Here is a 22,662-nt window from a genome sequence, read left to right on the forward strand (position 1 = left end):
CCCTCCAGGTCTTGACGCTACGTAGACACACCGGCCCCAGGGATGGTTGCACGGCTTCCGGAAGAAATTTTCAGAGATTTCTCAGAACACGTGCCGGCGGTACCCGGCGACCGTCTCGGCCGGCTTCTCGGCCCCGTTCCGGGCCCACAGCGCGGGGTTGGAGATCTCCACCTCGGGTCCGGCCACAGCAGTACGACGGGCCCGGCGGCCTGGCGCAGCAGATGGCCGCAGACCTCCAGGTGGCCCTCGGGGCCCTTCGCGACGGCGGCCGGCGCGCGCGAGGCCATGAGGACGGCCCGCGAGCCCGCGCCCTCGACGACGGCGAGCTGCTCCTCGCAGGCGGCCCGGATGCCGGCGAGGCCCTACGGAGGGCCGCGCCCGGTGCACCGCAGCTGATCGGCGCTCACCCCGCAGACAATGCGCCCGCCGGGCCGGGGACTTCGGCGCGACGAACCGGACGCGGTCGCGGTGGTGCGGCGTGCGCCCATCGACCGCCCGGCCGCCGGCGCCCGCGCGACGGCGCCGCAGAGGCACCGACGGCCGGCGTCCGAGGGCTCCGGATCGGGGTCCGGACGGCGGCGGCGACAGCGCGTCATGGCTACGGAACAGCGGCAGAAAGCGCATTCCCCCCTCGCGGCCCCACAGTGCTGGAGGACCCCCGGCAAGTTGCCGCGCGACTCCGCTCCCCCACCGGCCCCCGAGGTGAGAACATGTGCGGCCACGGGCGGAGGGCCCGGGGAGGACCGACCCGGAGGAAACAGACGAGATGGCAGTGACCCTCGCCGACGTGGCGGCGCGCGCCGGAGTGTCCGCCGCGACCGTGTCGCGTGTCCTCAACGGCAACTATCCGGTCGCGGGCAGTACGCGCGAGCGGGTCCTGCGGGCCGTCGACGACCTCCACTACGTCGTCAACGGGCACGCGCGCGCGCTGGCCGCGGCCACCTCCGACCTCGTCGGGGTACTGGTCAACGACGTGGCCGACCCCTTCTTCGGGCTGATCGCCAGCGCCGTGCAGGGCGAGATCAGCGGCGGCGCCGAGCAGCCCTCCGGGCTGCCCGCGGGCACCGGGAAGCTCGCCGTGGTCTGCAACACCGGAGGCTCTCCCGAGGCCGAGCTCAACTACCTGACCCTGCTGGAGCGGCAGCGCGCCGCGGGCGTGGTGCTCACCGGGGGCGCCGTGGAGGGCACCGGCCACAGCACGGCCGTCGCCGGCCGCCTCGCACGGCTCTCCGCCTCCGGCACCCGGATCGTGCTGTGCGGCCGCCCGCCCGTGCCGGAGCTCGCCGACATCGCCGGCCCCGCCGCCGACTCCGTGATGACCGTCGCCTTCGACAACCGCGGCGGCGCGCAGCGCCTCACCGAGCACCTGCTGGCCCTCGGCCACCGCACCATCGGCTACGTCGCCGGCCCCGCGGAGCGCAGCACCACCCGGCACCGTCTGGAGGGCCACCGCGCCGCCCTGGCCGAGGCCGGGCTCGCGGGCTCCCCCGCGGAGCTCGACCGCCTCACCGTGCACGGCTACTACGACCGCTCCTCCGGCTACGACGCGGCACTGGAGCTGCTGCGCCGCGAGCCCGCGCTCACCGCGGTCGTCGCCGCCAACGACACGGTGGCGCTCGGCGTCTGCGCGGCGCTGCGCGAGCGCGGGCTGCGCATCCCCGAGGACGTCTCGGTCGCCGGCTTCGACGACCTCCCCTTCAGTGTGGACGCCGCGCCCGCGCTCACGACGGTGCGCATACCGCTGCAGGAAGCCGGCGCCCGCGCCGGGCGGCTGGTCATGGGGCGTCAGGCGGCGCCTCCCGGCGGGCTGGCGACCGTGCGGACGGAGCTGATGGTGCGGGCGTCGACGGCGGCACCGCGAAAGGGCGCGTAGCCGCCCGCGGGGGCGCGCCGGCACCTGTTCAGGAACACCCGGCGGGGATACCTTTGACCCAGTCAAAGAATTCCGGAGGGAGCCCGCCGTGACCGTCCAGGAGATCCGGGCGTTCAACCGCTTCTACACCAACCTCATCGGCGCGCTCGACTACAGCCGCCATCTGCACACCCCGTACACGCTCACCGAGGCCCGCGTGCTCTACGAGCTCGCCCACGCCGCCGGCGGCGGGCTGGACGCCGCCGACCTGCGCACGGCCCTCTCGGTGGACGCGGGGCAGCTGAGCCGGATGCTGGCGGCCTTCGAGGAACGGGGGCTGGTGACCCGCGCGCCGTCACCACGGGACGCCCGGCGGCAGCGGGTGGAGCCGACACCCGACGGCCGGGAGGCCGCCCGGCTCCTGGAGGACCGGTCGCGGGAGGCGGTCGCGTCCATGGTCAGCGGACTCGCCCCGAAGGACCGAGCCCGCCTGACACAGGCCATGCGCACCGTCCGCGACGTCCTCGGCGGCGCCGCCGCAAAAGCCCCTCCGGGGGCCCGGGTCCGGCTGCGCGAGCCGCGCCCCGGTGACCTCGGCTGGGTGGTCCAGCGCAACGCGGAGGTCTACGCCGAGGAGTACGGCTGGAACGCCGAGTACGAGACCCTCGTCGCCCGGATCGTCGCGGGCGGCCACGAGCGGGCGTGGATCGCCGAGCTGGACGGCGAACGCGCCGGATGCGTCTTCTGCGTACGCGACGACGCGCCCGGCACGGCACGGCTGCGCCTGCTGCTGGTCGACCCGGCGGCCAGGGGCCACGGCATCGGCCGCCGGCTGGTGGAGGCCTGCGTCGCGCACGCCCGCGCCGCCGGCCATCGCGAGCTGGTGCTGTGGACGAACGACGTCCTGGTCTCCGCCCGGCGGATCTACGAGGCGGCCGGTTTCGAGCTCGTCGGGGAGAAGCCGCACCGCAGTTTCGGCCGGGATCTCGTCGGGCAGGACTGGCGGCTGGTGCTGTAACGTCCGAAAAGTGAAGCTCGCGTTCTCGACCCTCGGCGTGCCGGGGCTCCCCCTGCCGGACGTCGTCCGGCTCGCCGCGGAGCACGGCTACCACGGCGTGGAGCTGCGGGCGGGCCATGAGGAGCCGGTGCACAGCGGCCTGACGGAACGGCAGCGTGCCGACGTGGCCGGAAAGTTCCGGGACGCCGGTGTCGCGGTCCTGGCGGTCGCCTCCCACGTGCAGGTGGCCGCTCCCGGCGAGGACGCCCCCGCGCTGCGCGGCCTGCGCGACCACGTGCGCCTCGCCGCCGACCTGGGAGCCCCCTACGTACGGGTGTTCCCCGGCGCCGGTGACGACGACGTGGACGCCGCCGACACCCGGGCCGCCCGCCGGCTGGCGGCGGTGGTCGCGGAGGCGGCGGACGCCGGCGTGCGGGTCCTGGTGGAGACCCATGACTCGCACCGGACCGGCGCGGACGTGGCGCGGATCCTGGGGCTGGTGGGCCATCACCACGCGGGTGCGCTCTGGGACGTGATGCACCCGTGGCTGGGCGGGGAGCAGCCCGAGCACACCTATCCGGTGCTCGCCCCCTACCTGGGCTACGTGCAGGTCAAGGACATCTCCTCGGCGCAGGACACCACTCCGCTGCCGCTCGGCCACGGGGCGCTGCCGCTGGCCGGGACGGTGGAGGTGCTCAGTCGCGCGGGCTGGGACGGCTGGCTCTGCTGGGAGTACGAGAAGCGCCGGTACCCGCAGGTGCGGGCGCTGCCGGAGCTGCTGTCGCGGGGGCGTGCGCATCTGCTGCGGCTGCTCGGCGAGTCCGCCTGAGCCGGGCGCCCTCGCCCTCACCCGCGCCCGCGCCCCGGCCCGGCCGGATCGAGCCCGGCGATCCCAGCGACCCCAGCGACCCCAGCGACGTCACTCCGACGCCGCCCACCAGCAGCACCGCGGCCGTCCAGCGCAGCGGGCCGGCTCCCTCGTCCAGCAGCATGGCCGCCGATGTCATGCCGAACACCGGGACGAGCAGGGAGAACGGCGCCACCGCGGAGGCGTCGTACGTCCGCAGCAGGAAGCCCCAGGCGCCGAACCCGAACACCGTGGTGATCCAGGCGACGTAGAGGATCGCACCGGCGCCGCTCCAGTCGAGACCGCGCAGCGCGGCGACGTCCGCCGCGGGGCCCTCGACGACCAGGGAGAGGGCGAGCAGCGGCAGCGGCGGGACGAGGCTCACCCAGACCATCCAGCTCAGCGCGTCCGGCGGGGCGGCGCGGCGGGTGAGCACATTGGACAGCCCCCAGAAGGCGGCGGCCGCGACGACCAGCACGAACGCGCCGATCGGGCCGGAGGCGCCCTCGTCGTACGCGGCGACGGCGATCCCCGCGAAGGCGAAGCCCATGCCGGCCGTCCGGAGCCGGCCGGGCCGCTCGCCCAGCAGGGCGACCGCGAGGAGGGCGGTGAAGACGGCCTGGACCTGCAGCACCAGCGAGGACAGCCCGGCAGGCATGCCCTGGTCCATGCCGATGAAGAGCAGGCCGAACTTGGCGACGCCGAGGACGAGTCCGACGGCGACGATCCGGCGCGGGGGGACGCCGGGCCGGCGGACGAAGAAGACCGCCGGCACTGCGGCGGCCAGGAAGCGCAGGGCGCAGAAGAGCAGCGGCGGGAAGTGGCCGAGTCCCACCTCGATGACCACGAAGTTGACGCCCCAGACCGCGGCGACGAGGACCGCGAGGGCGAGGTGTGCCGGTCGCATCGCTCCAGCATCGGGCACCATACTCTTAAGCACTAGCGAGTGTTGCTGCACTGTCGGATTCAGTGTTGCTGAACGATGCGCCCCTGGCGCCGGGATGACGAGGTGAACGGATGCTGGATCTGGCCCGGCTGCGGGCGCTGCACGCCGTGCATGTGCACGGATCGGTGGGGGCGGCGGCCACGGCCCTCGGCTACACCGCGTCCGCTGTGTCCCAGCAGATCGCCAAACTGGAGCGGGAGACCCGTACGACGCTCCTGGAGCGGCAGGGCCGCGGCGTGGCGCTGACCGAGGCCGCGCAGCTGCTGGCGGAGACCGCGCAGGAGCTGATGGCGATCGTGGAGCGCGCCGAGGTCGCGCTGGAGGAGCGGCGCGGCCGGCCCACCGGGCGGCTGACCATGGCCGCCTTCCCGACCGCGGCGCGCGGCCTGCTCCCCGAGGTGCTGGCCGGGCTGACGGCCGCCCACCCGTCGCTGGAGCTGCGGCTGGTGGAGGAGGGCGCGCACCTGTCGGTCGACCTGGTCTCCCGCGGTGTCGTGGACCTGGCCGTGGTGCACGACTGGGACATCGCCCCGCTGCCGGCCCCCGAGGGGCTGGAGCGGGTGGTGATCGGCGAGGACCACTGCGACGTGCTGGTTCCCGCCGCGCATCCGCTGGCGGCGCGCGCGGCGCTCGTCCGCGAGGACGTCGTCGACGAGCGGTGGATCTGCCAGCCGCCCGGGCACGTCTGCCACGACTGGCTGGTGCGGACCCTGCGGGAGGCGGGCACCGAGCCCGACCTGGCGTTCCAGGTCGCCGAGTACCAGACGCAGTTGGCGCTGGTGGCGGCCGGGCTGGGGATCGCGCTGGTGCCGCGGCTGGGACGCGGTCCGGTGCCGGACGGTGTGGTCGTGGTGCCGCTGGAGCCGGCGCCGGTGCGGCGGCTGTACGCCTTGTGGCGGACGGGAGCGTCGCGACGTCCGGCCATCACGGAGACGGTCCGGGCGTTGCGCGTTCACTACCCCCGGGTCGTTGCGTGACCATGGGCGGATGTCACCCACCCGCAGGGAACCGTTTCCGTACCGGCCCCGTCCAACCGGCCTGCTGCCCGGGAGTCTCCGCAAAGCGGTGTCGGCCACGCTGCTGGCTGCGTCGCTGACAACCCTCTCCGCCGCCTGCGGCCGGCAGCAGCCCGCCACCGGCGTACCCCCCTACGACAACGCCGGTGGCGGCCCCTCCACCTCCGCGATCGCCTCCGCGCCCGCGGACCCGGCGCCGTCCGCCTCGGCGTCCACCCCGCGATCCCTCCCGGCCGGCGGGACGGTCTCCACCCGCCGCGTGTACTTCACCGAGACCACACGCGGAGTACCCGCGGTGCACACCGTCCTCGACGGGGAGCGCGACCTGAGCCGCTTCCCCGGCTACTTCATGAAGTCGGCACCGGAGATCGCCGACGACATCGCGCGGCGCGCCGCGCGGACCGACTTCTCCCGCTCGGTGCTGGTCGCCTGGACCCGGACCACCGGCTGCAACCGCACGAAGGACGCCGTCCTCTTCCGGAGCGGCGACCGGCTGGCGCTCGGCCTCGCGCAGACCGCGACGGGCCAGTGCCTCGTCGCCAACCGGGTGGTCGCCGTGTTCGAGGTGCCGCGCGACCGGATGCCGAAGCGGCCGCGCTTCGCGCAGGAGGCGGATCCCCGGGCCGATCCGCCCGCCCCCGGGAGCACGGTGGCGTTCGGCGGTCTGGAGGACATGCGAGAGCCGGGCGGCCGGCGTAGTTCCGAGGTCACCTCGGCGCGGCAGCTCGACGCCTTCCTCGCCGGTCTGCCCCGCAAGGGGGCGGCCGCGCTGCGCGAACAGCTGGCACGGCATCCGCGGCGCGGTGACGAGCGGCGCTTCGGCTTCGTGCTGACGGGCTGCGGGCCCACCGGAGCCGTCCTGACCATCGGACGGCGGGAACTGTCGGCCGCGCCCACCGGGGACGAGACCAAGCGCTGCATCCAGGTCCAGCACTACGCCGCTGTGCTCGCGGTGCCGTCCCGGCTCGTCCCGGAGCGTGCCCAACTCATTGACTGACAATAACTTTCCGGCTAAGCGTGTGTGCTTGAAGGTTTCTTTCAGCACGCCCCCCACCTCCTGCCGGAAGGAGTCCGTCATGCACAACCGTCCCCAACCGTCCCGTCGCACGGTGCTCGGTGCCGCCGCGGCCGCCTCCACCGCCCTCGCCCTCGGCGTCCCGGGCACCGCGAGCGCGGCCGCGGCCGACCGCAGACGCGTCCGTGCGCTCATCGACCGCATGAGCATCGAGGAGAAGATCGGCCAGCTCTTCGTCATGCGCGTGTACGGCCACTCGGCCACCGCCCCCGATCCGGCCGACGTCGCCGCCAATCAGGCCGAGATCGGGGTCTCCAACGCGGCCGAGCTGATCGCCAAGTACCACGTCGGCGGCATCATCTACTTCGCCTGGGCACACAACACCCGCGATCCGCACCAGATCGCCGACCTCTCCAACGGCATCCAGCGGTCCTCCCGGATACCGCTGCTGATCTCCACCGACCAGGAGCACGGCGCCGTCGCCCGGGTCGGCTCCCCCGCCACGCTCTTCCCGGGCGGGATGGCGCTCGGCGCGGGCGGCAGCACCCGGGACGCCCGGCGGGCCGCGGCCGTCGCCGGGGCCGAACTGGCCGCGATGGGCATCACCCAGGACTACGCGCCGGTCGCCGACGTCAACGTCAACCCCGCCAACCCGGTCATCGGCGTGCGCTCGTTCGGCGCCGACCCGAAGGCCGTGGCCGCGCTCGTCGCCGCCCAGGTGGAGGGCTACCAGCGGTCAGGGGTCGTCGCCACCGCCAAGCACTTCCCCGGGCACGGCGACACCGGCACCGACAGCCACTTCGAACTGCCGATCATCACGCACTCGCTGGAGGAATGGCGGCGCCTGGACGCCCCGCCGTTCCGGGCCGCGATCGCCGCCGGCATCGACTCGATCATGACCGCGCACATCCTGGTGCCCGCCCTCGACGACTCCGGCGACCCCGCCACGCTCTCCCGGCCGATCCTCACCGGCATCCTGCGCGAGGAACTCGGCTACGACGGCGTGGTCGTCACCGACTCCCTCGGCATGGAGGGCGTGCGCCAGAAGTACGGGGACGACCGGGTCCCGGTGCTCGCCCTGAAGGCCGGCGCCGACCAGTTGCTCAACCCGCCGGTCATGGAGACCGCCTGGCAGGGGGTGTTGGCCGCCGTGAGGTCCGGCGAGCTGACCGAGGAACGCCTCGACGAGTCCCTGACCCGGATCCTCATGCTCAAGGCGCGGCGCGGGCTGCTCGACGACCCGTACGTCACCCACCGCGGCGTGGACCGCGTGGTGGGCACCCGAGGCCACCTGGCCGACGCCGACCGGATCACCGAACGCACCGTGACCCTGCTGGCGAATCGGGGAGCACTGCCGCTGCCCGCCCACCGGCGGCTGCTGGTCGTCGGCGCCGATCCGGCCGCGCCCTCGGGCACCGGCGGCCCGCCCACCGCGGTGCTCGGCGCGGCCCTGACCGGGCTCGGGCACACCGCGGAGGTCCTGTCGACCGGCACCGCGCCGGCGCAGGCGACGATCGACCGGGCGGTGGCCGCCGCGCGGGACAAGGACGCCGTGGTGGTGGCCACGTACAACGTCACCGGGGCGTCGACGGGCCAGATCGCCCTGGTGGCCGCACTCGTCGCGACCGGCGTTCCGGTGGTGCAGCTCGCGATCCGCAACCCGTACGACGTCGCCCGGCTGGACGGGGTGGCCGCGTCCCTGGCCGCCTACGGCTGGACGGACGTGTCGATGCGGGCGGCGGCCCGGGTGATGGCGGGCAAGGTACGGCCCAGCGGGAAGCTCCCGGTGGCGGTTCCGGCGGCGGACGATCCGTCACGGACGCTCTACCCGGTCGGCTGGGGCCTGCGGTACTGAGCGCGCGGGGCGGCCCCTCCCGCTGAGGGGCCACGCCACCTATCCTGCCGAAAACGGGCAACTCGCCCGGGGGACGGGTGGGGGGCCGCCATGCGCGTGTTGTCCGGACAACTGCTGGGAGCGGCATGGCTGGTCGCCGTGCTGCTCGCCGCCTGCTCGCCCGTCCCCGGCGGAACGGGCAGCGGGGCCGCGGGCCCGGCGCTCTCGCCGGCCACGCACGGCGCGGTCTTCCTCGACCGGGGCGACTGCGCGGCCGGCGACCGGGTGGGCGCCTACCGGGAGGTGGTGTGCTCGGACCCGGGCGCCCGGGCCCGCGTCGTCAGGCGGCTCTACGGGCTGCTGCCCGCCTCGCCCTCGCCCGCTCCCCCTGCCGCCGCGCGGGCCGGCGACCGCTGCCCGCCGACCACGGACTTCCTGCTCACCGTCACCAACGCCCGCCCCCAGGGCTACGCCTGCATGCGCAACCTGGCGGCCCCGCACCCCGGGGACCCGGGCGGGGGCGGCGGGCCGCGGACGATCGCGGGCGACTGCGTCTACACGTCCCGCACAAGGGCCGGGTGAAGGAGACGCCCTGCGACGGCTCGGGCCCGCACGCCCCGCGGTTCCGGGTCGTGGAGCTGGCCCGCGGCCGCGGGTCCTGCCCCGCCGGGACGGCCCTGTACGTCGGGGTGGGCGGCGGGCCGGCGGGCGTGGGATGCGCCCGCCGGCTCTGACAGCCGGTCAGAAGGGCGGCTGCAGAAAGGCAGCCGGTCAGAAGGGCAGCCGGCCTGCGGCCTCGGTGCTCTTGTCGAGCTTGGCGTCGTACGCCGCCAGGGGCCGGGCCGACTCGGGGTCGGCACGCACGGCCGCGGGGGCGACCCCGGCCCACTCCAGCACCTCGGCGGTGGCCCTCGCACGGTCGGCCTCGCCGAGCGCGCCGATGACCGCGCCGTGGTTCGCGCCAGGCGCCCACATCACGTACGAGTCGTGCGCGCCGCGCGAGAGGCGGAACGGCTCGGCGCCCCACGGGTCGTTGGCCCCGTACACGAAGAGCATGCGCTCCGCGTGGTGGCGCACCCAGGAGTCGACGTCGTGCATCGCCCGGGGCTGGAAGCGCATCGGGATCGAGCGCGGCACGTAGGAGCGCGGCTGGTAGATCCCGGGGTAGCGCAGCAGGCCCTTCAGGTGCGGGGTGGCGAAGGTCGGGGCGCCGAGCTGGGTGCCCGCCTGGTAGTAGTACGGCGTGTAGTACTCCAGGCCCTGGTCGGTGTAGAAGTCGAAGCCGGAGACGGAGTCGACGAAGGAGTAGATGGCGTCCGTGGTGGCGGACGCCGCGGGCACGTCCGCGCACTCCGCCTGCTGGTGGTACTGCCAGAAGGCCCACACCAGGTCCAGCACCACGTTCTCGTACGCCTTGTCCGCGCTGCCCACGGTGGTGAAGGTCAGCCCGTTGTCCGCGGCGTACTTCTGGTAGCGGGCGACGATCTCGCCCCGCCGCACGAGGGCCTCGCGCTGCACGGCGTTCAGCCGCGCCCGGCAGTCGGCGGTGCCGACGGTGCGGAAGAAGCGGCTGTAGGCGGAGTCCTCGTCGTTCACCACGTCGTTGGGAGCGACGTAGGCGACCGTGCCGGCCATGTCGCCCGGGTAGAAGCGCCGGTAGTACGTGGCCGTCATGCCGCCCTTGCTGGCGCCGGTGGCGAGCCAGTTCTCGGCGTAGATCCGGCTCAGCGCACGATAGATGCGGTGCTGGTCGCTGGCGGCCTGCCAGATGTCGAGCTTGGACCAGTCGGCGGGCGCCGGGCGGGACGGGGTGAAGAAGCGGTACTCCATCGAGACCTGGTTGCCGTCGACGATCTGCGTCGGCTCACGGCGGGAGGGGGTCGTGGAGAGGCCGTAGCCGGAGGTGTAGAAGACCGTGGGCCGGTCGGTCCCCTTGTGCAGCACGGTGATCCGCTGCTGGAAGGTCCCCTTGGACGGGTGCCGGTGGTCCACCGGCTGCGTGTAGTTCAGGACGAAGAAGCGGTAGCCGGTGACCGGCTTCTCCTCGATCAGGCTCATCCCGGGTATCGCCAGGATGCGGTCCTTGATGTCCGGCTCGTCAGCGGTCGCGGTGGCGACTCCACCGCCGGCGGTGCCTATGAGCAGCACCAGCGCCAGCAGCCATCTGAGCGCGTTGCGCATGCCCCCTCCTTCGGGGTTCGACGGGCGTCGCCCGTGAACCTATGAGGAGGAAGTGGCCTGCCGCCAGGGGGCGTCGGGCAAAGACCGGCGGCCCGGACCACCGGGGTCCGGGCCGCGGACGCGACAAGGGCGGCCGCCTAGGCGACGGCCTCGCTGCTCTTGTCCTCGCCGACGAAGGTGCGCCACAGCCCGGCGTACCGGCCGTCGGCGGCGAGGAGTTGCTCGTGCGTGCCGTCCTCCACGACCCGGCCGTGGTCGAGGACGACGACCCGGTCGGCGCGGGCGGCGGTGGTCAGCCGGTGGGCGACGACCAGGGTGGTGCGGCGTACGGCGAGCCGGTCGGCGGCGTGGTTGACCAGTGCCTCGGTGGCCAGGTCCAGGGCGGCCGTCGCCTCGTCGAGCAGCAGCACGTCCGGGTCGACCAGTTCGGCGCGGGCCAGGGCGATCAACTGGCGCTGTCCGGCGGAGAGATTGCGGCCGCGCTCGGAGACGGAGTGCAGGTAGCCGCCGTCCAGCGTGGCGATCATGTCGTGGGCGCCGACGGCGCGCGCCGCGGCCTCCACCTCGGCGTCGGTGGCGTCCATCCGTCCGTAGGCGATGGCGTCGCGGACCGTCCCCTCGAAGAGGTAGGCCTCCTGCGGGACGACGCCGAGCCGCTGCCGGTAGGCGGTCAGGTCGAGTTCGCGGATGTCCTGGCCGTCGACGAGGACGGCGCCCGAGGTCGGGTCGTAGAACCGGGCGACCATCTTGACCAGGGTCGACTTGCCCGCGCCCGTCTCACCGACGAAGGCCACCGTCTGGCCCGCGGGGATCCGCAGGTCGATCCCGGAGAGCGCCTCGGTGCCGTCCTCGATGTAGCGGAAGTGCACGTCGCGGAAGGTGATCTCGCCCCGCAGCCGGTCGACGCCCCGCGGGGACTCGGCGGGCGGGGTGGCGGTCGGCGTGCGCAGCAGCTCGCGGATACGGCCCAGGGACACGGACGCCTGCTGGTAGCCGTCGAAGACCTGCGAGAGCTGCTGGACGGGCGAGAAGAACAGGTCGATGTAGAGCAGGTACGCCACCAGGGCGCCGGCGGTGAGCGTGCCCGCGCCGACCCGCTGGGCGCCGACGATCAGCACCAGTGCGGCGGCGACGCTGGACAGCAGCTGCACGAACGGGAAGTAGACCGAGATCAGCCACTGGCCGCGCACGCGCGCCTGCCGGTAGGCGTCGCTGCGGTCGGCGAAGCGCACGGCGCCGCCGCGCTCGCCGCGGAAGGCCTGTACGACGCGGAGCCCGGCGACGTGCTCCTGCAGGTCGGCGTTGACGACGCTGACGCGCTCCCGGGCCAGCTCGTAGGCCTTGACGGACTTGCGGCGGAAGACCCAGGTGGCGACGAAGAGCACCGGCAGGGTGGCGAAGACGATCAGCGCCAGCTGCACGTCGATCACCAGCAGCGCGACCAGGATGCCCAGGAAGGTGAGCACGCTGACCAGCGCGGTGACCAGACCCGTCTGCAGGAACGTCGACAGCGCGTCGACGTCGGTCGTCATCCGGGTCATGATGCGGCCGCTCAGTTCGCGCTCGTAGTAGTCGAGCCCGAGCCGGTGCAGGTGGGAGAAGATCTTCACCCGGAGCGTGTAGAGCACGCGCTCGCCGGTCCGGCCGGTCAGCCGCGTGGAGCCCCACTGCGCCGCCCACTGCGCGACGACCACCGCGAGGCCCAGCAGCGCGGCCGCCCAGACGGCGCCGAGCGCGGCCTGCCGCACTCCGGAGTCGATGCCGTGCCGGATCAGGACCGGCAGCAGCAGCCCGGCCAGCGCGTCCACCGCGACGAACACCAGGCTCAGCAGCAGGGGGCCGCGGAAGCCGCGCAGCAGACTGCGCAGGCCGAAGTCCTTCTCGACGGAGGCCGCCGCGTGCTCGTCGACGTCCGGGGTGTCCAGGGCCGGGGGCAGCGCCGCCACCTGCGCCAGCAGCTCGGGGGTCGCGGGCATCCCGGCCATGGCCGAGGCCATGCCGCCCGGGCCGCCGCGCACGGCGGCCGGGGAGGGTGCCGCCTGCGACCGCCCGGTGTCCTCGTCGCGGTGCCGGCGGTCCCGCGGCCACAGGGCCGCGGTCACGCCGCCGTCCGCGGGCGCCGCGGCGGCGGGACGTGCCGCCGGGTCCGCGACCGCGCCTTCGCCGGGCCACTCGGTGAGCGGCACGACCTCGCCCGCCGGATCGTGCGTGACGACGTCCGAGCCGAGTTCGTCGGGGTCGGTGAGCAGCCGCCGGTACAGCGGGCAGCGTGCCTCCAGCTCCTCGTGGGTGCCCACGTCGACCAGCCGGCCGGCCTCCAGCACGGCGATCCGGTCGGCGAGGGCGAGGGTGGAGCGCCGGTGGGCGATGAGCAGGGTCGTGCGGCCTGCCATCACCTCGCGCAGCGCGTCGTGGATCTCCGCCTCGACGCGGGCGTCGACGGCGGAGGTCGCGTCGTCGAGGACGAGCAGCCGCGGGTCGGTGAGGATGGCGCGGGCCAGAGCGACGCGCTGGCGCTGACCGCCGGAAAGGGTCAGCCCCTGCTCGCCGACGACGGTGTCGTACCCCTCGGGCAGGGCGCTGATGAACTCGTGCGCCTGGGCGTGCCGGGTCGCGGTGAGGATCTGCTCGTCGGTGGCGTCGGGGTGGCCGTAGGCGATGTTGGCGCGGATGCTGTCGGAGAACAGGAAGCTGTCCTCGGGCACCAGCCCTATGGCGTCGCGCAGGGAGTCGAAGGTGAGGTCGCGCACGTCGCTGCCGCCGACGCGGACGGCGCCGCCGGTCACGTCGTAGAAGCGCGGCAGCAGCAGCGAGACGGTCGACTTGCCGCTGCCGGAGGCGCCGACGACGGCGACGGTCTCGCCGGGCTCGACGGTGAGCGAGAAGTCGTCCAGCACGGGGCGGGTGCGGTCGTAGCCGAAGCTGACGTGGTCGAACTCGACCGTGGCCGCGGCCTCGCGGGGCAGTTGCCCCGCGCCCTCCTCCAGGCTGGGGCGGGTGTCGATGAGTTCGGTGACGCGCTCGACGCCGGCCCGGGCCTGCTGGCCGACGGTGAGCATCATCGTGAGCATGCGCACCGGGCCGGTCAGCTGGGCGAGGTAGGTCGAGAACGCGACGAAGGTGCCCAGGGTGATCTGGCCCCGCACGGCCATCCAGCCGCCGAGCGCCAGCATGCCGACCTGCCCGAGCGAGGGCACGGCCTGCAGGGCGGGGCTGTAGCGGGCGTTGAGCCTGATGGTGCGCAGCCGGCCGGCGAAGAGCCGCTCGCTGACCGAGCGCAGCTTGGACATCTCCTGCTGCTCCTGGCCGAAGCCCTTCACGACGCGGACGCCGGTCACCGAGCCGTCCACGATCCCGGCGACGGCCGCGGCCTGGCCCTGCGCGTACCAGGTGGCGGGGAAGAGCCGCTTGCGGCTGCGGTCGGCGAGGAACCACAAGGCGGGCGCGACGGCGAGGGCGATCAGGGTCAGCATCGGCGAGAGCACGAACATCACGACGATCGACAGGACGAACAGCAGGACGTTGCCGATCATCATGGGCGCCATGAAGAGCAGGCCCTGGATGAGCTGCAGGTCACTGGTGGCCCGGCCGACGACCTGGCCGGTGTTGAGCTCGTCCTGGCGCGCGCCGTCCAGCCGGGTGAGCGAGTGGAACATGTCGGTGCGCAGGTCGTGCTGCACGTCGAGGGCGAGCCGGCCGCCGTAGAAGCGCCGCAGGAACGTCATCAGGTAGACCACGCCCGCGGCGGCGATCAGCACGGCCGCCCAGGGGCCGAGCGGCTTGTCGTGCTTGACGATGACGTCGTCGATGATCAGCTTGGGGACGAGCGGCACGAGCGCCATCACGGCCATGCCGGCGAGCGAGGAACCGAGCGCGAGACCCACGTTCCCCCGGTAGCGCCAGCAGTAGCGCATGAGCCGCCGCAGCCAGCCCTCGGCCGCCACCGCCTGCCCGGCCTTCGCTTCGTCGTCCTTCGCCGCCACCCGGTGTCCTTCCGTCCGTCCTGCTGCCGGAGGATCACAACGCGCTGGAGTGCGTATTTCATCCTCCCGCAACAAAACTACGACGAGGGTCCGACAGCGCTCGGGCGGAGGTCCTACGACACAGCACACCGAAACGTTTCGCCCGGTGGGACGGGCGGGCGCGGCCGGGGCCGGGCCGCGCCCGGTCACCCCAGGTGGGTCGGCGCGAACATCCGCAGGTGCGCGGGGAGCACGACCACGGAGGGGCCGGGCGCCGCGAGGGCGTCCGCGAGGTCGTCCCGCAGCCGCTCGGGACCGGTCCGGACCGCCGGGACGCCGAAGGCCCCGGCGAGTGCCACGAAGTCCGGCCGGGCCAGCTCGGTGCCGGTGGCCTCGCCGAAGGCGTCCGTCATGTACTCGCGCAGGATGCCGTAGCCGCCGTCGTCGACGATCAGCCAGGTGACGGGCAGGCCGTACTGCCGGGCCGTGGCGAGCTCGGCGATCGAGTACATCGCGCCGCCGTCGCCCGAGACGGCCAGCACGGGCCGGGTGCGGTCCGCGGCCGCCGCACCGAGCGCCGCCGGGAAGCCGTAGCCGAGGCCGCCGGCGCCCTGGGCGGAGTGCATCGGGCCCGGCCACGCGGACCAGGCCCAGTAGGCGAGGATCGTCATGTCCCAGAAGCTGGGGGCGTCCTCCGGGAGCGCGTCCCGCACGGCGGCGAGTACGCCCTGTTCCAGGCCGAGGTCCTGGCCGTCGATCCGCTCCCGGACCCGCTCCAGCAGGGCCGCCACCGCCGCGGGCGCGCCCTCGTCGCGGCGTTCGCCGACGGCCGCGGCGAGCGCGCCGAGGGCGAGCCGGGCGTCGGCGTGGATGCCGAGCGCCGGGTGGTTGGACTCCAGCTTGCCGAGGTCGGCCTCGACCTGGATCACCCGGCCTCGGGGGCGGAAGGTGTGGTAGTTCGAGGAGAGCTCGCCCAGCCCGGAGCCGACGACCAGCAGGACGTCGGCATCCTCCAGGAAGCCGGTGGTGTGCCGGTCCTCCAGCCAGCTCCGCAGCGACAGCGGGTGCTCCCAGGGAAACGCTCCCTTGCCGCCGAAGGTGCAGGCCACCGGCGCGTCGAGCCGCTCGGCGAGAGTGCGCAGCTCGGCCTCGGCCCCCGCGCGCACGACCCCGCCGCCGGCCAGCACGACCGGCCGCTCGGCGCGGGAGAGCAGCGCCGCCGCCTCGGCGACCAGCTCGGCACGCGGGGGCAGTGGCCGGGGCTCGGCGCTCAGCTCCCCGACCGGCGGGACGGTGACGGGGGCGAGCAGCACGTCCTGCGGGATCTCCACCCAGACCGGCCCGTACGGCGCGGTCAGGGCCGACTCCCAGGCGGCGGCAAGGGCCGAGGGGATCTGGGAGGCGGTGCGGACGGTGTGCACCGACTTGACGATGTCGCGGAACGACGCCTTCTGGTCGGCGAGTTCGTGCAGGTAGCCGTGGCGGCCCCCGCCGAGGCCGGCGACCGGCACCTGGCTGCCGATGGCGACGACCGGCGCCGAGGCGGCGGCCGACTCCTGGAGCGCGGCGAGCGTCATCAGCGCGCCGGGGCCGGTGGAGACCAGCAGCGGCGCGGCGCCGCCCGTGACGCGGGCGTACGCGTCCGCGGCGAAACCCGCGTTGTTCTCCACGCGCAGGCCCACGTACTCCAGCTTCGAGCGCCGCAGCGCGTCGAAGGCGCCCAGCGCGTGCTGCCCGGGCAGCCCGAAGACGGTCGTCGCGCCGAGCGCCTCCAGGGACTCGACGACCAGGTCGCCGCCGTTCCGCTCACTCATGCGCGGCCCGCCGCGATCTGCCGGGTCATGATGGTGGTCAGCTCGTACGCGGTGTGGGAGGCCGCGACGCTGGTGATCTCGGCGTGGTCGTAGGCGGGGGCGACCTCGACGACGTCGGCGGAGACCAGGTTGCAGGAGGCCAGGCCCCGCAGGATCTCCAGCAGCTCGCGGGAGGTGATGCCGCCGGCCTCGGGGGTGCCGGTGCCGGGGGCGTGCGCCGGGTCGAGGACGTCGATGTCGATGGAGATGTAGAGCGGGCGGTCGCCGATGCGCTCGCGCAGCTGCTGGGCGACCTCGTCGGCGCCGCGCCGGTAGACGTCGGCGGAGGTGACGATGCCGAAGCCCATCTTCTCGTCGTCGGTGAGGTCCTGCTTGCCGTACAGCGGGCCGCGGGTGCCGACGTGGGAGAGTGCGGAGGTGTCGAGAACGCCCTCCTCCACGGCCCGGCGGAACGGGGTGCCGTGGGTGTACTCGGCCCCGAAGTAGGTGTCCCAGGTGTCGAGGTGGGCGTCGAAGTGCAGCAGGGCGACCGGTCCGTGCTTGCGGGCCATGGCCCGCAGCAGGGGCAGCGAGATGGTGTGGTCGCCGCCGAGGGTCATCAGGCGGGCGCCGGTGTCGAGCAGGTCGTCGGCGGCGGCCTGGATGGTCTCGACGGCCTCGTTGATGTCGAACGGGTTGGCGGCGATGTCACCGGCGTCCGCGACCTGGGCGAGCGCGAAGGGCGAGGCGTCCTGCGCCGGGTTGTAGGGGCGCAGGAGGCGGGAGGCCTCGCGGATCGCGTTGCCGCCGAAGCGGGCGCCGGGGCGGTAGGAGACGCCGGCGTCGAAGGGCACACCGACCACGGCGACGTCGGTGGTGCCGACCTCGTCGAGGCGCGGGAGCCGCGCGAACGTGGCGGGACCGGCGTACCGCGGGGTGCGGGAGGAGTCGATGGGGCCGCGCGGCTCGGTGCTGCTCATGGGTAACTGCCTTCTTTCGTACGCTTCGTTGCGTTCTGCTCGCTTTGCGACTTTATCCGACCGGAACGGTTCCCTCGGCGGCCGGGACGGGGGTCCGTCCGGCCAGCCGCTCCCGCCAGGCCGCCAGCACGGCGGCGTCGGTCGGCTTGGTGGCGAGGCTCACCGCGACGTAGGCGACCAGGGAGGCCAGCAGGCCGTAGTAGACGGGCTCGTTGGCGAGGATGCCCTTCCAGGCCATCAGGCCGACGACGGCCACGCCTCCGACGACGACCGAGGACAGGGCGCCCGGTGCGGTACCGCGCCTCCAGAGCAGTCCGCCGAGGATCGGCACCAGCAGCCCGCCGACGAGCAGGTTGTAGGCCACGGTCAGCGCCTCGACGACGTTGTTGAGCGCGATGGCGATGCCGATGACGGCCACACCCATGATCAGGATGAAGGCGCGGTTGCCCGCCACCTCGTCGTGGGCGCCCTCGTCGTCCCGCCCGCGGCCGACCACGCCGCGCAGCCGCGACCAGATGTCGTTGTTGGCCACCGTGGCGCAGGCGATCAGCGCACCGGAGGAGGTGGACATCACCGCGGAGAGCGCGGCGGCCAGCACCAGGCCGCGCACGCCCACCGGCAGCGCGTCCTTGACGACGGTGGCGAAGGCGTCGTCGGCCGCGGCCAGATCGGGGTACAGCACCTTGGCGGCGGTGCCGATGACGGCGCCGGCGATGGCGTACGCCAGGCAGTAGACACCGGCGACGGTGCCGCCGAGCTTGGCGACCCTGTCGCTGCGGGCGGTGAACACCCGCTGCCAGATGTCCTGTCCGATGAGCATGCCGAAGGTGTAGATCAGCACATAGGTGAAGATCGTCTGTCCGCCGATGCCCAGGGGGGCGAAGTACTCGGTCGGCAGCTGCGCCTTCATCTCCGCGAAGCCGCCCGCCTTGACCACCGCGATCGGCAGCAGCAGCACCAGCACGCCGAGGGTCTTGACCACGAACTGCACCATGTCGGTGAGCGTGATCGACCACATGCCGCCCAGCGTGGAGTACGCCACGACGACGGCGCCGCCCAGGATGATCGCCAGGGTGCGGTCCAGGCCGAACAGGACGTCGAAGATCGTCGCGTAGGCGATGGTCGAGGTGACGGCGAGCATCAGCGTGTACGCCCACATGACGACGCCGGAGATGACTCCGGCCGAGCCGCCGTAGCGCAGGTCGAGCATCTCGGAGACGGTGTAGACCTTCAGGCGGGCGATGCGGGCCGAGAAGAAGACGCTCAGCGCCAGCAGTCCGAGACCGATGGTGAAGACCATCCAGGCGCCGGACAGGCCGTACTGGTAGCCGAGGCCGACGCCGCCGATGGTGGAGGCGCCGCCGAGGACGATCGCCGCCATGGTGCCGGAGTACATCGACGGGCCCAGCCTGCGGCCGGCGACCAGGAACTCGCTCTTGGACCTGGCGCGGCGCATGCCCCACCAGCCCACGGCGAGCATGCCGGCCAGATAGGCGATGATCACAGCGTAGTCGACGGCCATGAGCCCTCCTCCATCGGTAGCGCGGCGCAGCCGCTGGCTTCCTCTGCGGTGACGATAGGTGGCCGGGAGGAGGCGCTGAAGTGTACGTTTCCTCCATTCCCGCAGGTCTGGATGGAGGAATCGCACATGACTCCCCCGCGTCAGGACCCCCCTTCGGCCACCCCGCCCACCCCGCCGATCCCCCTTGCCGCCCTGCTCGCCCTGCCCGACCTCGGGCTGCGCCAGGTCGCGGGGCCGTCAGCGGCCGAGAGGGACGTCCGCGTCCAGTGGGTGCACACCAGCGAGATGGAGGACCCCTTCCCCTATCTGCTCGGCGGGGAGCTGCTGCTGACCGCGGGGGTGCACTTCGCGTCGGCGCAGGGCGCCGGCGCCTATCTGGACCGCTACGTGGCGCGCACGGTCGAGGCGGGGGCGTCGGCGCTCGGCTTCGGCCTCGCCCCGGTGCACGACGAGACTCCGGCGGCGCTGCTCGCCGCCTGTGACCGGCACGGCCTGCCGCTGGTGGAGGTGCCGCCGCGCACGCCCTTCACCGCCGTCGCGCGGGCGGTCTGGCAGGCCATGGGCGAGGCCAGGGTCCGCGAGCTGCGGCACGTCACCGAGGCGCAGCAGGCCCTCGCCGCGGCCGCCGCGCGCCCTGATCCCGTCCCCTCGGTGCTGCGCAGGCTCGCCGGCCGGCTGGGCGCCTGGGCCGCGCTGATCGCCGCGGACGGCTCCGAGGTGTACGCGGCGGGCGCCGCCCCGGACCCCGGGGCGCGTGCGGCGGCGGTCCGGCTCGCCCGGGTGGTCCGCCCGGCTCCGGACGCGCACAGGCCGTCGTCGGCGACCGACTCCCACGCCGGGACGCGGCTGTCGGCGTACGCCCTCGCCGGAGGAGCACCGAGTGAGCGGCCGACGCTCGTCCTGGCGACGGGCCGTCCCGATCCGGGCGACCACGCGGTCGCCAACGTCGCGGCCGTGCTGCTCTCCCTGCTCACCGGGCCGCACCTGGGCAGCGCGGAGGCGGGCCGGTCCGCGGCACTGGTCCGGTTGCTGCTGGGCGCGCCCCCGGAGGAGGCCGCCCCGCTGCTGGGACCCGGATCCCGGTGGGCCGTCGTCCACGCCCGCAGACGCGGCGGCCCGGCCGGACCCCTGGCGGCCGCCGCCCTCGGTACGGCGCTGGGCACCGCGCTGGTCGAGCCGGGTGACGCGGTCGTACGCCTGCTGCTGCCGGGCGCCCGCGAGGTGACCGCCCAGCCGGGGTGGACCCTCGGGGTGAGCGGCCCCGTGGCGCTGGCCGCCCTCGTCACCGGGGACGCACAGGCCGCGGCCGCGCTGCGCCGGGCGATCGGCACCCGTGCGCCGCTGACGGTCCACCGCGGAGCCGGTCCCGGCATGACCGCGCTGGTCACCCCGGACGACGCCCGGGCGAGCGCGGAGGAACTGCTGGCGCCGGTGAAGGACTCGCCCGCCCTGGTGGAGACGCTGCGCACCTGGATCGGTCTGCACGGCAGCTGGGACCGTACGGCCGTCGCGCTGGAGGTGCATCGCAACACCGTGCGCCAGCGCATCGGGCGGGCGGCGGCGCTGCTGGAGGCGGACCTGGACGACCCGGACGTACGCATGGAACTGTGGTTCGCGCTGCGCTGGCTGTGAACCCGTACGCCCCACGGCGGCGGGCGTCCTGACGCCCCGGCAGGAGGTAACGGACCGGCGTCGATCGGCGGCCGCCCGCACGCACGTCCGACAGCAGGCGACAATGGGGGTCATGCTGCCCCATGTCACCGCGCCGTCCCGCAAGGCCCTCGCCGACCACCTCGTCCGCACGCGCATCGCGGGCGACGTCGCCACTCCCCGTGAGAACAACCGCTCGCACTACCGCAGACTCGCGGAGGGCGACCGCCACTACTGGTTCGGCCTGGAGTTCGGCGACCGCTGGACGGACGAGGAGGCGGTGCTGGCGGTCATGGCCGAGCGCTGCGGGGTCGTGGCCGACCCCGCGCACCTCCGGGGGCAGGACACCATCGACCCCGAGCTGACGATCAGCGCCCTGGACCGCGCCGCCCGGATGCTCTGCAAGGCCGTGGAGGGCGGGCAGCGGGTGCTGTTCGCCACCGGCCACCCCGGCGGTCTGCTGGACGTCCACCGGACCCTCGCGGCGGCCGTGGGGGCCGCCGGGGCCGAGGTCGTGGCGATCCCCGGCGGGCTGTCCACCGACGAGGGCGGCGTCTTCCAGTTCTGCGACGTGGCCATGCTGGAGCGCGGCGCCACGCTGTGGCACACCCACTCCCCGAACCCGATGGCGGCGGTCCTGGACGGGCTGGCCGCGCAGGGGCGGCCGCTGCCCGACCTGGTCGTCGCCGACCACGGCTGGGCGGGGTGCGCCGGACAGCGCGGCATCGACGCGATCGGCTTCGCCGACTGCAACGACCCGGCGCTTTTCCTCGCCGAGGCGGAGGGCACCGTCTCGGTGACCGTCCCGCTCGACGACCACGTCACCGACCCGCGCCACTACGACCCGATGACCGCCTACCTGCTGGAGGCGGCGGGCCTGACCGGCTCCGCGTGACAGCGGGGCCCCGCCCCCGAGGAGGCGTGGCCCACCGTTTCCCGGCGGGCTCCGGGGCCGTCGTCCTGCCGGCGTCCCGGGGCCCGATGCCGTGGGGCCGGGCCTGCGCCGCGCCCGGCCTGACCGGGCTGCGCGAGCGCGCCGCCGCGCTGGGCGGCACCCTGGACGCGGGCCCCGAGCCGGACGGTGGCTTCCTGGTGCGGGCGACACTGCCGACGGACGCCTGCCGGTGACCGCCCCGGCGACCTGTGACCGGTGGATCAGCCCCGCGGTACGCGGACCACGCCTTCCTGGATGACGGAGACGGCGAGCCGCCCGTCCTGGGTGTAGATCCGCGCGGTGCCCAGCCCGCGCCCGCCGGAGGCGGAGGGACTCTGCTGGTCGTACAGCAGCCATTCGTCGGCGCGGAACGGCCGGTGGAACCACATGGCGTGGTCCAGGCTGGCGCCCACCACGTCGCCGACGGCCCAGCCGCCGCGACCGTGGGCCAGCAGGACGGAGTCCAGCAGCGTCATGTCCGACACATAGGTGGCGAGGCAGACGTGGAGCAGCGGATCGTCGGCGAGCTTGCCGTTGGTGCGGAACCACACCTGGGAGCGCGGCTCACGCGGCCCGTCCCCGGCGGCGAGGAACGGCGGGGCGTCGGCGTAGCGCAGGTCGACGGCGGCCCTGGCCTCCAGGAGGCGGTCCACGACCGAGGGGTCGGGGAACCGGTCCCGGTGCGGGAGCAGCAGATCCTCGCCCGTGGGCAGGGTCTCCGGGTCCGGCGCCGGCGGCATCGGCTCCTGGTGGTCCAGCCCGTCCTCGTACGTCTGGAAGGACGCCGAGAGGTGGAAGATCGGCTGCCCGTGCTGCACCGCGACCACCCGGCGGGTGGTGAAGGAGCGGCCGTCACGGATGCGGTCGACCTGGTAGACGATCGGCGCGCCCGGGTCGCCCATGCGCAGGAAGTAGGCGTGCAGGGAGTGGGCGTCGCGTCCTTCGGGGACCGTGCGCCCCGCCGCGACCAGCGCCTGTGCGGCGACCTGGCCCCCGAAGACGCGGGGGACGACGGCGGGGCGGCTGGCGCCGCGGAAGATGTCCTGCTCGATCCGCTCGAGGTCGAGCAGGTCGAGCAGGGACTGCAGTGCGTGGTTGGTCACGTGCGTCTCTCGGGGTCGGCGGACCGGCCG

The 22,662-nt window shown here is 74.2% G+C and carries 17 protein-coding genes and 2 pseudogenes; 11 read left to right on the forward strand and 8 right to left on the reverse strand.

Annotated elements, in window-relative coordinates:
- Nucleotides 1-173 precede the first annotated feature (173 nt).
- Nucleotides 174-428 (reverse strand): annotated as a pseudogene (locus B085_RS51310) (DUF993 family protein); the annotation flags it as partial.
- A 338-nt stretch (nucleotides 429-766) separates the two neighbouring features.
- Between B085_RS51310 and B085_RS0138480 the strand changes: the two are divergent.
- From B085_RS0138480 to B085_RS51315, 3 genes and pseudogenes are all read left to right on the forward strand, one after another.
- Nucleotides 767-1,873, forward strand: coding sequence for a LacI family DNA-binding transcriptional regulator (locus tag B085_RS0138480; RefSeq protein ID WP_018563927.1), 1,107 nt, complete (start codon nucleotides 767-769; stop codon nucleotides 1,871-1,873).
- A gap of 88 nt (nucleotides 1,874-1,961) precedes the next feature.
- Nucleotides 1,962-2,870: a bifunctional helix-turn-helix transcriptional regulator/GNAT family N-acetyltransferase gene (locus tag B085_RS0138485; RefSeq protein WP_018563928.1), complete on the forward strand. Its 909-nt coding sequence runs from the start codon at nucleotides 1,962-1,964 to the stop codon at nucleotides 2,868-2,870.
- 97 nt (nucleotides 2,871-2,967) lie between these two features.
- A pseudogene (locus B085_RS51315) lies at nucleotides 2,968-3,564 on the forward strand (sugar phosphate isomerase/epimerase family protein); the annotation flags it as partial.
- Here B085_RS51315 and B085_RS45145 read toward each other — a convergent pair.
- Entirely contained in the window at nucleotides 3,545-4,603 is a 1,059-nt protein-coding gene (locus tag B085_RS45145; RefSeq protein ID WP_018563930.1) for an EamA family transporter, read from the reverse strand. The pseudogene B085_RS51315 and the gene B085_RS45145 overlap by 20 nt on opposite strands.
- Before the next feature lie 110 nt (nucleotides 4,604-4,713).
- On the opposite strand from B085_RS45145, the gene B085_RS0138500 reads away from it, so the two are divergent.
- The 5 genes from B085_RS0138500 to B085_RS51795 all read left to right on the forward strand — a co-directional run bounded on the left by B085_RS0138500 (nucleotide 4,714) and on the right by B085_RS51795 (nucleotide 9,241).
- Nucleotides 4,714-5,619, forward strand: a complete 906-nt coding sequence (locus tag B085_RS0138500; protein WP_018563931.1) for a LysR family transcriptional regulator — start codon at nucleotides 4,714-4,716, stop codon at nucleotides 5,617-5,619.
- 88 nt (nucleotides 5,620-5,707) lie between these two features.
- Nucleotides 5,708-6,655: a hypothetical protein gene (locus B085_RS0138505; protein ID WP_018563932.1), complete on the forward strand. Its 948-nt coding sequence runs from the start codon at nucleotides 5,708-5,710 to the stop codon at nucleotides 6,653-6,655.
- 79 nt (nucleotides 6,656-6,734) lie between these two features.
- The gene (locus tag B085_RS0138510) at nucleotides 6,735-8,528 is read left to right on the forward strand and encodes a glycoside hydrolase family 3 protein (protein WP_018563933.1); all 1,794 of its coding nucleotides are present in this window, start codon (nucleotides 6,735-6,737) and stop codon (nucleotides 8,526-8,528) included.
- 90 nt (nucleotides 8,529-8,618) lie between these two features.
- Entirely contained in the window at nucleotides 8,619-9,089 is a 471-nt protein-coding gene (locus B085_RS45150) for a hypothetical protein (protein WP_051102271.1), read from the forward strand.
- Complete coding sequence (locus B085_RS51795) at nucleotides 9,086-9,241, forward strand: hypothetical protein (protein WP_324603901.1); 156 nt, start codon at nucleotides 9,086-9,088, stop codon at nucleotides 9,239-9,241. The genes B085_RS45150 and B085_RS51795 overlap by 4 nt, the downstream gene beginning before the upstream one ends.
- 37 nt (nucleotides 9,242-9,278) lie before the next feature.
- Here B085_RS51795 and B085_RS0138520 read toward each other — a convergent pair whose 3' ends face one another.
- The 5 genes from B085_RS0138520 to B085_RS0138540 form a co-directional block, all read right to left on the reverse strand.
- Nucleotides 9,279-10,688 (reverse strand): S28 family serine protease, encoded by a 1,410-nt coding sequence (locus B085_RS0138520; protein ID WP_018563934.1) that lies wholly within the window; start codon nucleotides 10,686-10,688, stop codon nucleotides 9,279-9,281.
- Nucleotides 10,689-10,825: 137 nt separating this feature from the next.
- Complete coding sequence (locus tag B085_RS0138525; RefSeq protein ID WP_051102280.1) at nucleotides 10,826-14,602, reverse strand: ABC transporter ATP-binding protein; 3,777 nt, start codon at nucleotides 14,600-14,602, stop codon at nucleotides 10,826-10,828.
- A gap of 254 nt (nucleotides 14,603-14,856) precedes the next feature.
- On the reverse strand, nucleotides 14,857-16,464 hold the full coding sequence (locus B085_RS0138530; RefSeq protein WP_018563936.1) for a thiamine pyrophosphate-binding protein: 1,608 nt from the start codon (nucleotides 16,462-16,464) through the stop codon (nucleotides 14,857-14,859).
- Nucleotides 16,461-17,423 carry an agmatinase gene (gene speB / locus B085_RS0138535; RefSeq protein ID WP_018563937.1) on the reverse strand — a complete coding sequence of 321 codons (963 nt, stop codon included), beginning with the start codon at nucleotides 17,421-17,423 and terminating at the stop codon, nucleotides 16,461-16,463. The genes B085_RS0138530 and speB overlap by 4 nt, the downstream gene beginning before the upstream one ends.
- Before the next feature lie 52 nt (nucleotides 17,424-17,475).
- Nucleotides 17,476-18,945, reverse strand: coding sequence for a sodium:solute symporter (locus B085_RS0138540; protein WP_018563938.1), 1,470 nt, complete (start codon nucleotides 18,943-18,945; stop codon nucleotides 17,476-17,478).
- A 126-nt stretch (nucleotides 18,946-19,071) separates the two neighbouring features.
- Here B085_RS0138540 and B085_RS0138545 point away from each other — a divergent pair, with 126 nt between their 5' ends.
- The 3 genes from B085_RS0138545 to B085_RS0138555 all read left to right on the forward strand — a co-directional run bounded on the left by B085_RS0138545 (nucleotide 19,072) and on the right by B085_RS0138555 (nucleotide 21,723).
- Entirely contained in the window at nucleotides 19,072-20,577 is a 1,506-nt protein-coding gene (locus tag B085_RS0138545; RefSeq protein ID WP_018563939.1) for a PucR family transcriptional regulator, read from the forward strand.
- 103 nt (nucleotides 20,578-20,680) lie between these two features.
- The gene (locus tag B085_RS0138550) at nucleotides 20,681-21,490 is read left to right on the forward strand and encodes a phosphatase (RefSeq protein ID WP_018563940.1); all 810 of its coding nucleotides are present in this window, start codon (nucleotides 20,681-20,683) and stop codon (nucleotides 21,488-21,490) included.
- 26 nt (nucleotides 21,491-21,516) lie between these two features.
- Nucleotides 21,517-21,723 (forward strand): ATP-binding protein, encoded by a 207-nt coding sequence (locus B085_RS0138555; RefSeq protein ID WP_018563941.1) that lies wholly within the window; start codon nucleotides 21,517-21,519, stop codon nucleotides 21,721-21,723.
- A 27-nt stretch (nucleotides 21,724-21,750) separates the two neighbouring features.
- Here B085_RS0138555 and B085_RS0138560 read toward each other — a convergent pair whose 3' ends face one another.
- A complete protein-coding gene (locus tag B085_RS0138560) occupies nucleotides 21,751-22,632 on the reverse strand; it encodes an acyl-CoA thioesterase (protein WP_018563942.1) in 882 nt (293 codons plus the stop codon).
- Nucleotides 22,633-22,662: the final 30 nt, after the last annotated feature.

Origin of the sequence: Streptomyces sp. BoleA5 (genome assembly GCF_000373665.1) — a bacterium.
In the GTDB taxonomy this organism is placed as follows: Bacteria; Actinomycetota; Actinomycetes; order Streptomycetales; family Streptomycetaceae; genus Actinacidiphila.